The organism is Streptomyces sp. CC53, assembly GCF_001865245.1.
Classification (GTDB): domain Bacteria; phylum Actinomycetota; class Actinomycetes; order Streptomycetales; family Streptomycetaceae; genus Streptomyces.
On record NZ_MKXB01000041.1, the window covers coordinates 13,674 to 29,792 of the forward strand.

At 74.2% G+C, this 16,119-nt stretch carries 12 protein-coding genes; 10 read left to right on the plus strand and 2 right to left on the minus strand.

The window, feature by feature from the left end; translation table 11 throughout:
* The first annotated feature begins 389 nt into the window (after positions 1-389).
* Positions 390-791, plus strand: coding sequence for a sigma factor-like helix-turn-helix DNA-binding protein (locus BJP40_RS03940; RefSeq protein WP_071278621.1), 402 nt, complete (start codon positions 390-392; stop codon positions 789-791).
* Positions 792-871: 80 nt separating this feature from the next.
* Here the strand turns inward: BJP40_RS03940 and BJP40_RS03945 are convergent, their stop codons facing one another.
* Together BJP40_RS03945 and BJP40_RS03950 are read right to left on the minus strand one after the other, a co-directional pair.
* Entirely contained in the window at positions 872-1,723 is an 852-nt protein-coding gene (locus tag BJP40_RS03945; protein WP_226962376.1) for a thermonuclease family protein, read from the minus strand.
* Positions 1,724-2,299: 576 nt separating this feature from the next.
* Positions 2,300-4,015 (minus strand): PucR family transcriptional regulator ligand-binding domain-containing protein, encoded by a 1,716-nt coding sequence (locus tag BJP40_RS03950; RefSeq protein WP_071278623.1) that lies wholly within the window; start codon positions 4,013-4,015, stop codon positions 2,300-2,302.
* A gap of 458 nt (positions 4,016-4,473) precedes the next feature.
* Here BJP40_RS03950 and BJP40_RS03955 point away from each other — a divergent pair, with 458 nt between their 5' ends.
* The 9 genes from BJP40_RS03955 to BJP40_RS03990 all read left to right on the plus strand — a co-directional run bounded on the left by BJP40_RS03955 (position 4,474) and on the right by BJP40_RS03990 (position 16,013).
* On the plus strand, positions 4,474-5,364 hold the full coding sequence (locus BJP40_RS03955) for a xanthine dehydrogenase family protein subunit M (RefSeq protein WP_071278624.1): 891 nt from the start codon (positions 4,474-4,476) through the stop codon (positions 5,362-5,364).
* A 2-nt stretch (positions 5,365-5,366) separates the two neighbouring features.
* A complete protein-coding gene (locus BJP40_RS03960) occupies positions 5,367-5,975 on the plus strand; it encodes a (2Fe-2S)-binding protein (protein ID WP_071270469.1) in 609 nt (202 codons plus the stop codon).
* Positions 5,976-5,977: 2 nt separating this feature from the next.
* On the plus strand, positions 5,978-8,395 hold the full coding sequence (locus tag BJP40_RS03965) for a xanthine dehydrogenase family protein molybdopterin-binding subunit (protein WP_071278625.1): 2,418 nt from the start codon (positions 5,978-5,980) through the stop codon (positions 8,393-8,395).
* Positions 8,396-8,630: 235 nt separating this feature from the next.
* A complete protein-coding gene (locus BJP40_RS03970) occupies positions 8,631-10,073 on the plus strand; it encodes an NCS2 family permease (protein ID WP_071278626.1) in 1,443 nt (480 codons plus the stop codon).
* Positions 10,074-10,133: 60 nt separating this feature from the next.
* Positions 10,134-11,270: an XdhC/CoxI family protein gene (locus BJP40_RS03975; RefSeq protein ID WP_071278627.1), complete on the plus strand. Its 1,137-nt coding sequence runs from the start codon at positions 10,134-10,136 to the stop codon at positions 11,268-11,270.
* A gap of 578 nt (positions 11,271-11,848) precedes the next feature.
* Positions 11,849-13,057 (plus strand): glycoside hydrolase family 6 protein, encoded by a 1,209-nt coding sequence (locus BJP40_RS03980; RefSeq protein WP_071278632.1) that lies wholly within the window; start codon positions 11,849-11,851, stop codon positions 13,055-13,057.
* A gap of 359 nt (positions 13,058-13,416) precedes the next feature.
* Positions 13,417-14,517 (plus strand): glutamate--cysteine ligase, encoded by a 1,101-nt coding sequence (locus tag BJP40_RS03985; protein ID WP_071278628.1) that lies wholly within the window; start codon positions 13,417-13,419, stop codon positions 14,515-14,517.
* Between the two features lie 670 nt (positions 14,518-15,187).
* Positions 15,188-15,364, plus strand: a complete 177-nt coding sequence (locus BJP40_RS33935) for a hypothetical protein (protein ID WP_175500022.1) — start codon at positions 15,188-15,190, stop codon at positions 15,362-15,364.
* 148 nt (positions 15,365-15,512) lie between these two features.
* Positions 15,513-16,013, plus strand: a complete 501-nt coding sequence (locus BJP40_RS03990) for a DUF5709 domain-containing protein (protein WP_071278629.1) — start codon at positions 15,513-15,515, stop codon at positions 16,011-16,013.
* Positions 16,014-16,119: the final 106 nt, after the last annotated feature.

A 16,119-nucleotide genomic window follows, 5' to 3' on the forward strand; every position in this document is an offset into this window, starting at 1 on the left:
AACGCATGCGGCGCGGTGTGGTCGGGTCAGTCTGCAGAGCGCGCGCCGCGGGGCGGCGGCACGGGCGGCGACGCCACCCGCAACCACGCTCACTTCCGCACTTTACCGTCCCATTACCTTCCCCGGCAGAGCGTGATCGCGCCAAGCCCGGTACGGGGGAGCGGCTGGTTCGCGCCCCTGTCGGGGGTTGCCGCCCCGAATCGCCGTGCTGCGGCCACCCGTTTCCCGCCGCGGTCCGCGGGCGGCGCCCCCGCACCGACCCGTGCGGGAGCGGCCCGTTCCGGCGATGGTGTGCCCGCACGCTCGGGGCGCTGACCGGGCCGTGGGTACGTCAAGTCCGTCTTGACATGCTGAACAAGCCAGGATTGCATGGTGGTTGAGGAGGGCAGATGGTCCATGAGTTGACCCGCGCGCAGGCGACGTGGCGCGGTCAGGGATGGCAAGTCGAAGTAGCCGGAGTAGATACCTTCTGGGTCAGGCGTCTGAGCGAAGTGCCGGACGCGACCAGGGATCTTCTCGCCGTGCCCGACCGTGGCGAAGCGCCTTGGGAAGCCGTGAGCCTTCAGGTGTCGACACGCCTCGAAGGTGCCCTGGGAGAGAAGACGAGGAGCGCCATCGAAGCCGTGCTGGAAGCGCGTCGCGCCCAGGAGCGTGCCGCTGTCCTCTACCGGAGAACGGCCCTGAGCCTCCAGGAGTCGGGGATGTCGGGCGCGGACATCGCCCAAGTCCTGGGCGTCTCACGGCAACGGGTGTCGCAACTTCTGAAGGAGGCGCGCCAGAGCACTTCCTAGGAACCGCGGAACACCGCCCGGCCGACGGAAGGTTCGCGAACAGGGGACCCGCGGTCGCGGACGCGTCGGGCCGAGACCCCTCAGTTGGCTTCGCAGCCGATACCGTCGCCGTCCCGGTCCAGGCGGTGCGGGTCGTCCTCGCCGACCCAGACGGGGCCGGGCAGGTCAGCGCAGTCCACATCCGGGGCGCCAGCAGGTGGCCCGTCCGGAAGGTCCGGGCGGGAGGGCGCGCGCGGGGCCGGAGGGTCCGGCGGGTCGGAGGGCGCGGTGGTGGCCTCCGGCTGCTCGGCGCAGGCGGTCCACAGGCCGGCTCCGGTGCGTTGGGCGGCCTCTTCAGCGGCAGAGATCTTCGACCAGTACCTGTCGTTGGGTGGGTAGAGGACCGCCTCGGCGTGGCCCCCGCGAACGAGCGACTCGTTGACGAACGTGCCCCGCTCGTTCCACACATACAGAAGGTGCCGGTGATGGCGATCGGTGAGTTCGACGTCACGTTCGGCGCGGAAACGGCTGCCGGGCGGCAGGAGCGCGGTCGTGCGGGCGGTGGCCTCGTCGGCGAAACACGCACCGCGTTCAGGGGTGTCGATCTGCAGGAGCCGTACGCGGGAGACCGTGTCCTTCGGCAGGATGCGGCCGTCGCCGCGCACCTCAAGAGTGTCGCCGTCGATGATGCGGAGCACCACCCCGCCCGCCGGTGCCGTCGTCCGTGGGGGCGGCTTCGTGGTCGGCGCGACTGCGGGGCCCTCGGAGCGCCCGGCGGGCGGGGTCGTCCTGCCTGCCGGCTCGTCCGGTCCTGGTTGGTCTGACGGCTGAGTCGTGGAAGCCAGTGGCGTCGGCGCAGCCGTCCCGCGTGTGGGCTCCGGGTTCTCACCGATCAGTGCCCCGAGGCCGCCGAGGCCCAGGACCAGGACGAGGACCACCAGGAGGGCCGTCACCCAGGGGTGCCTCGGACGCCTCGGTCCACCGGGGTCACGCCCTCCTTCCGACGGTGCTCTCCAGGACTGCTTGCGCCAGGCGTTCTCGTCGGGAGGCGGAGAAGGACCCATGGCGTCCTCCTGGGTGAGAAGTGCTGCACCACCAGTAGAGCACCGGCACGGCCCGTCCGCCCCCCGCGGTTGCGGCGCACCTGCCCGACGAACGCCGCGACCACCGGACGGCAGGCCCCGCCTCTCCTCCTCCGACGCACGCGTCGATCTGCACGGGTCTTCAGGGGAGTCGTGCCGGAGATGAAACCTCCCGGCGCCCAGGGCCCTGGCCGCGCACCACCCGGCCGGCCCGGGTGGTGCGCGCATCGACCAAGGATTCGAGCACCGCATTCCGCCCGGTGGGACGTCCGGCCGCATGCGGTAGGCCACGCCGCGCGCCGGCTGCCGATCCGGCGCGTCCGGGTCGCCGGCACGCACGCGGAGCTCTCCCCGACCGTCCGCTCCACCCCGCCGCCCCCGGGCAGGGCACCCGGCCCGGCCGTCGCGCGGGGGTGGGCGTCAGCCGCCCCGTCCTCACCGGGGGCGTCACGACATGCGCAGGGCCAGGAAGAAGTCCAGCTTGTCCTCCAGCCGGGACAGGTCGCGGCCCGTCAGCTGCTCGATGCGGCCGACCCGGTACCGCAGCGTGTTCACGTGCAGGTGCAGCCGCGAGGCGCAGCGGGTCCAGGAGCCGTCGCAGTCCAGGAACGCCTCCAGGGTCGGGATCAGCTCCGCCCGGTGCCGCCGGTCGTAGTCGCGCAGAGGGTCCAGGAGGCGGGCCGTGAAAGCCCGGCGCACGTCGTCCGGCACGAACGGGAGCAGCAGCACGTGCGACGCCAGCTCGTGGTGTCCGGCCGCGCACACCCGGCCGGGACGGGCGGCCGCCACCCGGCGGGCGTGCCGGGCCTCCTCCAGGGCACCGCGCAGGCCCTCCGCCGAGTGCACCGCCGCGCTGACCCCCAGGGTGAGCCGCCCGTCCTCGCCGAGGCCCGCGGACAGCGGTCCCCGCACAGCCGCCAGCAGCCGGTCCGCGTGCAGCCCGGGGCCGCCGTCCACCGCCGGATCCGCGGCGGGTCCGGTGCCGTCCGCGGAGGGTTCGGGCGCTGCCGGCAGGGCCGGCAGCGGTACGAGCGCGATCGCCTCGTCGCCGGTGTGCGCGACCGCGATCCGGTCCGCCGACTCCGGCCCCGTCGTGGCCGGGTCGACGAGCACCTCCTCCAGCAGGGCCTGCGCCACGGGGCCGGGCTCCACCGCCGCGCCGTCCTCGCCCCACTCGACCCGCGCCACGATGACCTGCCAGTGCGGCGCCGCGCCCAGACCCGGCAGCAGTACCGGAGCCGCCACCCGCAGCCGCGCGGCGATCTCCGCGGGGGCCGCGCCCGTCTGCACCAGCTCCAGGACCTCCTGGGCCAGCCGGCGCCGCACCGCGCGGGCCGCGTCACGCCGGTCCCGTTCCACGGCGATGAGCTGGGTGACGCCCTGCAGCAGGTCCAGCCGGGCCGCCGGCCAGTCGCCCGCGTCCGCCTCCACGGCGAGCAGCCAGTCCGACAGCACGGTCTCCCGCACGTCCCTGACCGCCGGGGCGGCGCCGCGCCCGGTGTTGCGGATCGGGAAGAGCGAGTACGTGGCGCCGCCCACCGCGGCCCGGTGCGGCCCGCGCCGCCCGGTGCGGGTCGCGGCCAGGTGCTCGCCGGCGAGCAGCGCCCCGACCTGCGCCGGCAGGTCCGTGCCCGCGCCCGCGATCTGCCGGCCCGTCGGCGACAGGACCCAGGCCCGCAGGTCGAGGTCGGAGCCGAGCAGGTCGAGGACGACCTCGGGGCCGCCGCCCGCCGGGCCGGACGTCATCAGCCTCCTGTGGCGATCGACGACCGCCGCCAGGTCCCCGGCGCGCTCGCCGGACACCTGCCGCACGACGTGCTCCGTGATGGTTGCGAAAGCAACGGACTCGTGCACGGCGAACAGCGGCAGGCGGTGGCGCAAACACGCCTCGACCAGGTCCGCGGGGACCGGCCCCAGCTCTGCCTCGCCCGCCGCGAGCCCCGCCACTCCGGCCGCCGCGAGGATCCGCACGAAGGGCTCCGCGTCCGCGGGGCCGCGCCGCCACGCCAGGCCGGTGAGCACCAGCTCGCCGCCGGACAGGTAGCGGCTGGGGTCCCGCAGGTCGGTCGTCATGACGCCGCGCACGGTGCGGTCCAGCTCGTCCTCGCCGCCGAGGAGCCGCAGGCCCAGCGCGTCGGTCTCCAGCAGTGCGCGCAGCCGCATGTCGTCGCCGCCGATCCTTCTCGTGGGTGTTCGTGGGTGGGGGTGTGCTCCGAGGGGCCACGGGGCCCCGTGGGCACCCGGGGGTGTCCGGTTGTCGCCGGTGCCCGGTGGCTCGTTGTTTCCGGGGGGAAACGGAGAGGTTGCCGATCCTCGCCTTTCGTTCGAATCTACAAGATGGCCCGCCCTGCCAGCCAACTCCTTCATGGTTTCGGTGACTGCACCGGGTGGAGCACCGCTGGGTGTACTGAGGCCACAACGCGTGAACACCAGATGAACACCCCGTCCAGGGCCGGCCGTCCCCGACCCCCGGCGAGAAGCCCCGATCGCCCCGATCACACCGCCCCGATCCCACCGCCCCCGGGCGCCCCGTACGTCCCGCCCCGGACGCACCGGCCGCCGGAGGGGCGGGGGAGCCCCGGCGCGGCGGGATCACGTCATCAGAATGAAGAGAGCCACTCATGGACTTCCTTCGCCCCGCAAGCTGGGAGGAGGCGCTGGCCGCCAAGGCCGAGCACCCCACGGCTGTGCCCATCGCGGGTGGCACCGATGTCATGGTCGAGATCAACTTCGACCACCGGCGGCCCGAGTACCTCCTGGATCTGAACCGCATCGAGCTGCTCCGTGACTGGGAGGTCGGCGAGGAGAACGTCCGGCTGGGCGCCTCCGTCCCGTACACCTCGATCATGGAGCACCTGCGCGCCGAACTGCCCGGCCTCGCGCTCGCCTCCCACACCGTGGCCTCGCCGCAGATCCGCAACCGCGGCGGCGTCGGCGGCAACCTCGGCACCGCGTCCCCCGCCGGCGACGCCCACCCGGCGCTGCTCGCCGCGGGCGCCGAGGTGGAGGTCGAGTCGGTCCGCGGCAGCCGCTTCATCCCCGTCGACGCGTTCTACACCGGCGTCAAGCGCAACGAGCTGGAGCCCGACGAGCTGATCAAGACCGTCCACATCAAGAAGGCCGACGGCCCGCAGCAGTACTCCAAGGTGGGTACCCGCAACGCCATGGTCATCGCCGTCTGCGCCTTCGGCATCGCCCTCCACCCGGAGACCCGCACCGTGCGCACCGGCATCGGCTCCGCCGCGCCCACCCCCGTCCGGGCGAAGGAGGCCGAGGAGTTCCTGAACGCCGCGCTGGAGGAGGGCGGCTTCTGGGACAACGGCAAGATCATCACCCCGTCGATCGCCAAGCAGTTCGCGGACCTCGCCTCCGCCGCCTGCAACCCCATCGACGACGTGCGCGGCACCGCCCGGTACCGCCGCCACGCCGTCGGCATCATGGCCCGGCGCACCCTCGGTTGGACCTGGGAGCAGTACCGCGGCAATGCCCGCACGCTTGAAGGAGCTGCATGACCATGCGCGTCAACTTCACGGTCAACGGACGCCCCCAGCAGGCCGACGACGTCTGGGAGGGCGAGTCCCTCCTCTACGTCCTGCGCGAGCGGCTGGGCCTGCCCGGCTCCAAGAACGCCTGCGAGCAGGGCGAGTGCGGCTCCTGCACGGTCCGCCTCGACGGCGTGCCGGTCTGCTCCTGCCTGGTCGCCGCCGGCCAGGCCGAGGGCCGCGACGTCGTCACCGTCGAGGGCCTCGCCGACTACGCCAGGCAGCGCGCCGAGGGCGGCTGCGCCTCCGGCGCCTGCGGCTCGTCCGGCACGTCCCTCGACGCGGCGAAGGGCTGGTCCGCCAAGGGCACCGACTCGCAGACCGGCGAGGGCACCGAGCTGTCGCCGATCCAGCAGGCCTTCATCGACGCGGGCGCCGTCCAGTGCGGCTTCTGCACCCCCGGCCTGCTCGTCGCCGCCGACGAGATGCTGGAGCGCAACCCGTCCCCGACCGACGAGGACATCCGCGAAGCGCTCTCCGGCAACCTCTGCCGCTGCACCGGTTACGAGAAGATCCTGGACGCCGTCCGCCTCGCGGCCGCCCGCCAGGAACGCCAGGGGCTCCAGGAAGGGACGGTCTGACCATGAGCAGCACGAGCAGCCCCCGGGCCGCCGCGGCACCCGCCGGCACGCCCACGAAGGTCACCCAGGGCGCCCAGGGCACCAAGGGCGGCATCGGCGAGTCCACGCTCCGCCCTGACGGCACCCTCAAGGTCACCGGCGAGTTCGCGTACTCCTCGGACATGTGGCACGAGGACATGCTGTGGGGCCAGATCCTCCGCTCGCCCGTGGCCCACGCGGAGATCGTCTCCATCGACGTCTCGGAGGCCCTCGCCCAGGCCGGCGTGTACGCGGTCCTCACCTACGACGACCTGCCGACCGACGTGAAGAACTACGGCCTGGAGATCCAGGACACCCCGGTCCTCGCCCACGGCCGCGTACGCCACCACGGCGAGCCGGTCGCCCTGGTCGCCGCCGACCACCCGGAGACCGCCCGCCGCGCGGCCGCCAAGATCAAGGTCGACTACCGCGAACTGCCCGTCGTCACCGACGAGGCGTCCGCCCTCGCCGAGGACGCCCCGCTCCTCCACCCGGGCCGCGACGACCACCACGCCGGGCACGTCCCGCACCCGAACGTCGTGCACCGCCAGCCCATCGTCCGCGGCGACGTCGAGGCGGCCCGCAGCCGGGCCGACGTGATCGTCGAGGGCGAGTACACCTTCGGCATGCAGGACCAGGCGTTCCTCGGCCCCGAGTCCGGCCTCGCCGTGCCGTGCGAGGACGGCGGCGTCGACCTGTACGTCGCCACCCAGTGGCTCCACTCGGACCTCCGCCAGATCGCCCCCGTCCTCGGACTGCCCGAGGAGAAGGTCCGCATGACGCTCTCCGGCGTCGGCGGCGCCTTCGGCGGCCGCGAGGACCTGTCCATGCAGATTCACGCCTGCCTGCTCGCCCTGCGCACCGGCAAGCCCGTGAAGATGGTCTACAACCGCTTCGAGTCCTTCTTCGGGCACGTCCACCGCCACCCGGCGAAGCTGTACTACGAGCACGGCGCCACCCGGGACGGCAAGCTCACCCACATGAAGTGCCGGATCGTGCTGGACGGCGGCGCCTACGCCTCCGCCTCCCCGGCCGTCGTCGGCAACGCCTCCTCCCTGTCCGTCGGCCCGTACGTCGTCGACGACGTCGACATCGAGGCGATCGCCCTCTACACCAACAACCCGCCCTGTGGCGCCATGCGCGGCTTCGGCGCGGTCCAGGCGTGCTTCGCCTACGAGGCGCAGATGGACAAGCTCGCTGCGAAGCTCGGGATGGACCCCGTCGAGTTCCGGCAGCTCAACGCGATGGAGCAGGGCACGATCATGCCGACGGGGCAGCCGGTCGACTCCCCGGCCCCGGTGGCCGAGCTGCTGCGCCGCATCAAGGCCCGCCCGCTGCCGCCCGAACGCCAGTGGGAGACCACGGAGGGCGCCGACGTGCGGGCCCTGCCCGGCGGCCTGTCCAACACCACCCACGGCGAGGGCGTCGTCCGCGGCGTCGGCTACGCGGTCGGCATCAAGAACGTCGGCTTCTCCGAGGGCTTCGACGACTACTCCACCGCCAAGGTGCGCATGGAGGTCATCAACGGCGAGGCCGTCGCCACCGTCCACACCGCGATGGCCGAGGTCGGCCAGGGCGGCGTCACCGTGCACGCCCAGATCGCCCGCACGGAGCTCGGCGTCACCCAGGTCACCATCCACCCGGCCGACACCCAGGTCGGCTCCGCCGGCTCCACCTCCGCCTCACGGCAGACATACGTCACCGGCGGCGCCGTCAAGAACTCCTGCGAGCTCGTCCGCGAGAAGGTCCTGGAGATGGGCCGCCGCAGGTTCGGCACCTACCACCCGGCCTGGGCCACCGCCGAACTCCTCCTGGAGGGCGGCAAGGTCGTCACCGACGGCGGGGAGGTCCTCGCCGGCCTCGTCGACGTCCTCGGTGACGAGGCCGTGGAGATCGAGGCCGAGTGGCGCCACCGCCCCACCGAGGCGTTCGACCTGCGCACCGGCCAGGGCAACGGCCACGTCCAGTACTCCTTCGCCGCACACCGCGCCGTCGTGGAGGTGGACACCGAGCTCGGCCTGGTCAAGGTGATCGAGCTGGCCTGCGCCCAGGACGTCGGCAAGGCCCTCAACCCGCTGTCCGTCGTCGGCCAGATCCAGGGCGGCACCACCCAGGGCCTGGGTGTGGCGGTCATGGAGGAGATCGTCGTCGACCCGAAGACCGCGAAGGTGAAGAACCCCTCCTTCACGGACTACCTCATCCCCACCATCCTCGACACGCCGACCATCCCGGTCGACGTGCTGGAACTCGCCGACGACCACGCCCCCTACGGGCTGCGCGGCATCGGCGAGGCCCCCACCCTGTCGTCCACCCCGGCCGTCCTCGCGGCTATCCGCAACGCGACCGGGCTGGCACTCGACCGCACACCGGTGCGCCCGGAGCACCTCACCGGTACGGCGTGACGACGCGCCGGGGGGACCCGTCCCCCCGGCCCCACGAACCCTCCGGGCGGAGCGTGCCTCACAGGAACGTCACAGGTCCGACGCCCGCCCCGCCCGGAGCCACCCCCCGCAACCCCCACCGTTCGTCTCGGGCCGTCCCCCGGGTCGTGCAGCCAAGCAGCATCCCAAATCCCGCACACAGACCCCGGACAGGCGTCCCCGCGGGTGCCCCTTTGAACCTTGGGAGTCAGGCACCATGACCCAGTCGTCAGTGGAGCCCAGAACCGTCTCGGACGACGCGGGCGAAGGCCCGCGCATCCCCGCCGGACGGTCCTGGCTCGACCGGTACTTTCACATCAGTCACAGAGGATCCACGGTCGCGCGCGAGGTGCGCGGCGGCGTCACGACCTTCATGGCCATGGCGTACATCCTCCTGCTCAACCCGCTGCTCCTCGGCGGCGAGGACGTGCTCGGGAACAAGCTGAGCCAGCCCGCCCTGATCACCGCCACCGCCCTGGCAGCCGCGGTCACCACCCTGGCGATGGGTCTCATCGGCAAGGTCCCGCTGGCCCTGGCGGCGGGCCTCAGCGTCGCGGGCGTCGTCTCCACGCAGGTCGCGCCCAGCATGACCTGGCCGCAGGCCATGGGCATGTGCGTCGTCTACGGCGCGGTGATCTGCCTGCTGGTGGTCACCGGCGTCCGCGAGTTCATCATGAACGCGATACCCCTGGCGATGAAGCACGGCATCACCATCGGCATCGGCCTGTTCATCGCCATGATCGGTTTCGTCAACGCCGGCTTCGTCGGCAAGGGCGAGGGCGGCGGCCCCGTCACCCTCGGCGTGAACGGCTCGCTCACCGGCTGGCCGGTCGTCCTCTTCGTCGTCACCCTGCTGCTGATCTTCATGCTCCAGGCCCGGAAGGTGCCCGGAGCCATCCTCCTCGGCATCGTCGTCGGCACGGTCATCTCCGTCACCGCCACCGCCGCCGGCTGGATCTCCGAGGACGAGTGGGGCGGCAGCGCGCCGGTCCTGCACGGCAGCGTCGTCTCCATGCCGGACTTCTCGCTCTTCGGCCAGGTCGAGTTCGGCGGCTGGGAGCAGCTCGGCTACGCCGCCGTCGCCATGGTGGTCTTCACCCTGGTGCTGGCCGGCTTCTTCGACGCGATGGCCACCATCATCGCCGTCGGCCAGGAAGCCAGGCTCGCCGACCACACCGGCAAGATGCCGGGCCTCAACAAGGCCCTGTTCATCGACGGCGCGGGCGGCGCGATCGGCGGCGTCACGAGCGCCTCCGGCCAGACCGTCTTCATCGAGTCCGCCACGGGCGTCGGCGAAGGCGCCCGCACGGGACTCTCCGCCTCGGTCACCGGCCTGTTCTTCGCCGCGTGCCTGTTCTTCACCCCGCTCACCCAGCTCGTCCCCGGCCAGGTCGCCTCCGCAGCCCTCGTCGTCATCGGGGCGATGATGCTGCAGAACGCGCGGCACGTCGACTGGGGCGAATGGTCGGTCGCCGTGCCGGTCTTCCTCACGGTCGTCCTGATGCCGTTCACCTACACCATCACCACGGGTGTCGGCGCCGGTGTCATCGCCTTCTGCGCCATCAAGGCGGCGCAGGGCAAGTGGCGGGAGCCGAGCATCCTCATGTGGGTCCTCTCGGCGGTCTTCGTCTTCTACTTCGCCTCCGGCGCAGGACACTGACCCGCCCGTGACCGCCGCTCCCCTCCACCCATCCGCTCCCCATCCCCCGAGGAGGCCGCCATGCTGGACATCGCCGAGGAGCTCGCCCGGTGGGCCGAACAGGGGCGCGACTTCGCCGTCGCCACCGTCGTCGCCGTCAGCGGCAGCGCGCCCCGCCAGCCGGGTGCCGCGCTCGCCGTCGACGCCGACGGCACGGCCGTCGGCTCGGTCTCGGGCGGATGCGTGGAGGGGGCGGTGTACGAGCTGTGCCGACAGGCGCTCGAGGACGGCGAGACCGTGCTCGAACGCTTCGGCTACAGCGACGAGGACGCCTTCGCCGTCGGCCTGACCTGCGGCGGCGTCATCGACGTCCTCGTCACCCCCGTCCGCGGCGGGGTGTACCCCGCCGCACTGGCGGCCGCCGCGGCGGGCAGCCCCGCGGCCCTCGCCCGGGTCGCGGACGGCCCGCGCGACCTGATGGGCACCGCCCTGCTGGTGCGCCCCGACGGCTCGTACGAGGGCGGCCTCGGCGGTCACCCGGAGCTGGACCGCACCGCAGCGGCCGAGGCCCGCGCGCTGCTCGACGCGGGCCGCACCGGAACGGTCGGCATCGGCGCGGACGGCTCGCGCTGCGGCCGGCCCCTCACGCTCCTGGTCGAGTCGAGCGTGCCCCCGCCCCGCATGATCGTCTTCGGCGCCATCGACTTCGCTTCGGCCCTGGTCAGGGTCGGCGCGTTCCTCGGGTACCGGGTCACGGTCTGCGACGCCCGCCCGGTCTTCGCCACCGCCGCGCGCTTCCCGGAAGCCCACGAGGTCGTGGTCGGCTGGCCCCACGAGTACCTGGACTCCACGGACGTCGACTCCCGCACGGTGCTGTGCGTCCTGACCCACGACGCCAAGTTCGACGTGCCGCTCCTCCAGCGCGCCCTGCGCCTCCCGGTCGCCTACGTGGGCGCGATGGGCTCCCGCCGCACCCACCTGGACCGCAACCGCCGGCTCCGCGAGGTCGGGGTCACCGACCTGGAGCTGGCGCGGCTGCGCTCGCCCATCGGCCTCGACCTGGGGGCCCGCACACCCGAGGAGACCGCGGTCTCCATCGCCGCGGAGATCGTCGCCCACCGCCGCGGCGGCAGCGGCGTCTCGCTCACCGGCGCGCACACCCCCATCCACCACGACGGTCCGGACGCCCCGGCGGGCCGCATCGACTCCGTGGCGTGACGCCACCCGGCCGCGCTGGGGGAACGGGTCGCTGAGGGCCTGTCCGGGCGGTCGGGACGGCCGTCCGCCGCCAGGGCGCTCCCGTCCACCCCGCTGGGTCTCCCCGCCCGGGCCGGCGCCCTCCGCCGCCGAGCACCAGGCGGAGGACCGCCGGTTCCGGGCACGGGGTTCCGCCCGCCGGCGCTGCCCTCAGCACCGGCCACGCCCGGCGCGGCGTACGGGTTCCCGGCCGGCGCGCCGCTGCCTGCGTGCGCGTGGTGGAGCTCGCCGCTGCGGCCGGTGCGGGCGAGCCGCCGACCGGCGGCTCGCGGGCAGGGAGGGCCGGCGGCCTCGCGATCCTGCGGAGCGGGGCTCGCCGACCGCGGACCCGGTTTCGCCGCGGTCCCGGGCCACCCCGCGGCCGTACGGCCGCGGGAACACCGCGCGCACGGGACGCTCGGCCCGGTGCGCGGGGGCCCGGCCGGAGGGTCGCCGGGCCCGCCGGGTGACCTCCGTTCCGTACAGAGTCTTGACGTGTACGCGGCTGTGGCGAAAGGTTCATGGGAGCGCTCCCAGTGGTCGTCGTCGGAGGTCCCGCCATGCGTATCCGCACACACCCGCGCAGCCGTGTGCCCGCCCGCGTCCGCCGAAGAGCGGCCGGCGCCCTGCTGGCCCTGCCGCTCGCCCTCGCCGCCGCACTGCTGCCCGCCTCCTCCGCCGCGGGCAGCGGTGCGCACGGCACCGCCCGCCTCCACACCCCGCCGCCCGACCCGGGCGCCCTGGAGCAGATCCGGGACCTCGTCCGGCAGGGCCGGTACCAGGACGCCACCGGGGTCCTCCGCATGGTGCGTACCCCCCAGGCCGTCTGGCTGACCGGCGAGTCGCCCGACGAGGTGGCCGCCGCCGCCAGGGACGTCGTCCGCGCCGCGGCCCGCAAGGACGCCCTGCCCGTGCTGGCGCTCTACAACGTGCCCGGCCGGGACTGCGCCAGCTACTCCGGAGGCGGGGCCTCGAACACCGCCGGGTACCAGACGTGGATCGACGCCGTCGCCCGCGGCATCGGCGGTCGCGAGGCCCTGGTGGTCCTCGAACCCGACTCGCTCGCCCTGCTGCCCTCCGACTGCGGCCAGGACGACGCGGAGGGCACGCTCACGGCGGCCCGCTTCAAGGAGGTCGGGTACGCCGTCGACGTCCTCGGGCGGCTGCCCCGCACCAAGGTGTACCTGGACGCGGGACACCCCGGCTGGCACAGCGTCCGCAGCATCGTCCCGCGCCTCGCGCAGGGCGGCGTCGACGGTGCGGTGGGCTTCTTCCTGAACGTCTCCAACTACCACACCGACGCCTCCAACATCCGCTACGGCACGCTGATCTCCGCCTGCCTCGCCTACGCCGACGGCGGTGGGGACCCCGCCCACTGCCCGGACCAGTGGACACCGCGGGAGGAGGCCGACGCCTGGGTCGCGGCCCACGCGCCCGCCGACCCGCGCGCGAGGAAGCACTTCGTGACCGACTCCAGCCGCAACGGCCGAGGCCCCTGGACGGCACCCGCAGGGACGTACCCGGACCCCCAGAAATGGTGCAACCCCCCGGACCGCGGCCTCGGCGCCCGTCCGACCACCCGCACGGGCGAGCCCCTGCACGACGCCCGCCTGTGGATCAAGATCCCCGGTGAGTCGGACGGCCTGTGCCTGCGCGGTACCCCCGGCCCCGAGGACCCCGCCCGCGGCACCGTCGACCCTCCGGCGGGGGAGTGGTTCCCGCAGCAGGCCCTCGAACTCGTACGGCTCGCGTGCCCGCCGGCCGTCTGAGCCGTCCGCGGGGGAGGGAGAGCGGGGCGGTGCCGCCGGGACGCCGGTGGCCCCGCCCCGCCGCCGCGCCGTCCCGAAGACCCGTACGATTCCGGCCCCGTTGCCGCCCCGGGGCCGGTGGAGCAGGGGCCGCGCGGCACGGCGGAGGCCGCAGGGAGGAGTGAGCCGGGCCGACCGCGGCAGGTTTGGGGCCGGTCCGGCGGGAACTCGCCAGATCCCGCCGACGGCCCTCCGGGACGGTGCGCACGACCGCCGCACCAGGGATGATGGTGCGTCCAGCACGACCGCACCAGCGTTCAGCACGTCCGGCAGTTCCGTCAGTTGTCCCTCTCAGGATGCGATCGGAAAGGCGGGTTCCTTTGCGCAGTGTCGGAGTGGAGGAGGAACTCCTCCTCGTGGACCCGCGGACGGGAGAGCCCCGCGCACTCTCCACAGCGGTCCTGGCCGTAGCGGCCAGACAGAACGAGGGTCGGGCACACGCCTTCACGAAGGAGTTGCAGAGCCACCAGCTGGAGTTCGGGACACGCCCCCAGACCGCCATGGCCGAACTGGCCGCCGACATCGAGCGCTGCCGCGCGGAGGCCGCCGCCTTCGCCGCGGAGGCGGGAGCGGCCGTCGTCGCGCTCGCGACCTCGCCGCTGCCCGTGCGGCCCGCGCTCACCGAGGACGAGCGCTACCGGTGGATCCAGGAGCACTTCGGCCTCACCGCACGCGAACAGCTCACCTGCGGCTGCCACGTCCACGTGTCGGTCACCTCCGACGAGGAAGGCGTCGGCGTCCTCGACCGCGTCCGGCCCTGGCTGCCGGTGCTGCTCGCCCTCAGCGTCAACTCGCCGTTCTGGCAGGGCGACGACAGCGGGTACGCCAGCTACCGCAGCCGTGTCTGGAACCGCTGGCCCTCGGCCGGGCCCGTGGAGCTCTTCGGCTCCGCGGCGGGCTACCACCAGCAGGTGCGCGACCTCCTGTCGACCGGGGTGCTCCACGACGAAGGGATGGTCTACTTCGACGCCCGGCTGTCGAGCCGCTACCCGACCGTGGAGGTCCGCGCCGCGGACGTGTGCCTCGACGCCTCCACCACCGTCCTGGTGGCCACGCTCGTGCGCGCGCTCGTCGACACCGCCGCCCGCGAGTGGCGCGAGGGCCGCCCCCCGGCCCGGCACGGCATCGGACTGCTGCGGGCCGCGTCCTGGCGGGCCGGGCGGTCCGGTCTCGACGGCGAACTCATCCATCCGGCCACCATGCGCCCGGCCCCCGCGGAACGGGTCGTCCAGGCGCTCCTCCACCACGTGGAGGCCGCCCTCGACGACAACGGCGACCTCCCCCACGCCCGCAAGGCACTGGACGACCTGATGAGCGGCGGCACCGGCGCCCACGTCCAGCGGCGGCTCCTGCGACGCCACGGGGACCTGGGCGCGGTCGTCGCGGAGTGCGTGCGGCGCACGCAGGAAGGGGTGCGCTGACCGGGACGTACGGAAACGGGGCCACGCCCCGACGTGCCCGCGCGCCGCGGTGACCGGGCGCGCGGGCACGCCCGCGCCGGACGCGGGGACACGACGAGCCCTTGCCGCCGGCATCCCGGACGACCGGGACGGGAGGCCGGCGCCGCGCCGTGCCGGCCGGCGGCGCTCAACGACCAGCCCGCGGTACGGCTGCCCAGTCGCCCAGTCGCCCAGTCGCCCAGTCGCCCAGTCGGCAACCGGCGGACGCGAGCCGTCAGCCGGGTGCCGCGAGCCACCGGATGTCGGCCGCTCCCCCATGCAGGTGCCGCCGGGCAGCCGCTGCCGGGCGGCGGGACCCGGTCCGGTCCCCGCTGCTCCGCCTGCGGGCCGGTGCAGGGCCGGCCTCGGCCCTGGAGCGTCGCCCGGCGAGGGGAAGCCCGTCGGCGGCGGTGGACCCGCCGGCCGGGGGCGCGCCCGGCGCCCGGGCCCTGCGCCGGCGGCCGGCCAGGGCTGCGGCCCGGGACCCCGCCCCGGCGCTCGGGCCCCGCCTCCGGCGGCCTTCCCCTCGCCGGGTACGGCAGTGGGATACGCCACAGCATGGCCGGACCGCGTCCCGGGCAGGCGTACGGGCGCGCGGACCGGCGTCGGCCGGCCGCGCTCCGTTCTGCCGTCGTTCCCCCTGGAGTACCGCATGTCCCCGCAGACCGCCCACGGTTCCGGCTCGCCCATCTACGACCAGGTGGTCGAGGAGCTCGGCGATGTCCTGAACGAGGTCCGCGCCCTGGCCGAGCGCACCCACGAGCAGGCCGACGACGCCCTGAGCTGGGACCTCCCGGGCAGGGCGCGGGAGCTCGCCGAGACCTCCTGACCGACGACCCCGCCGGGGCGGCCCCGGCAGGGGCGGTGTCGCCCGGTTGCCGGGTGCCCGGGGTGCCGGGAGGGGTGACCTGGCTCAGGCTGGATACGCGAGCAAGGCGAAGCGTACGGCGGACCGAGCAGCACACCGGGAGCCAGTCATGGGAACCGAAGAGACGATGGGCGACCAGGTCTACCAGCCCGACAGCTCCGACGACCGGGAGGTCAGGGAGGACCACGGCGTACTGGACGAGGAGGACACCCTCATGGACCGGGCCGCCGGCCCGTACGAGGAGGGCTACTCGCCGCCGGAGCGGCCGCTGGGCGTCGGGCACCACGGCACCACCGCCCGTGAGCAGCGGGAACGCGAGTCACTCGACCAGCGGCTCGCCGAGGAGGAGCCGGACACGACGCAGCCGCCCGCCCGCTCCGAGAACCTCCCGGACGGGATCGGCGACCTCCCCGGCGGCATGGGCGAACCGTACGACGACCAGGTCGGCCGACGGCGCTCCGGACGGCTGGTGGCCCCCGACGAGGGCGTCCGCGAGGACACCGAGAAGGACGTGATAGGCCGGGACGTCGGCGTCAACGGCGGGGCCGCCTCCGCGGAGGAGGCAGCCGTGCACGAGGTGCCCGCGGACGGCGAGGACGAGGGCCTCTGAGCCGACGGGCGCCATGCCCGCGGCCGAGCCGCTCCGCGACCCCGCCCCGCCCCGTTATGTTTTCTGCGGTCCTGCAATGGGGCTGCTGGCCTCCGGGCTCGGCATG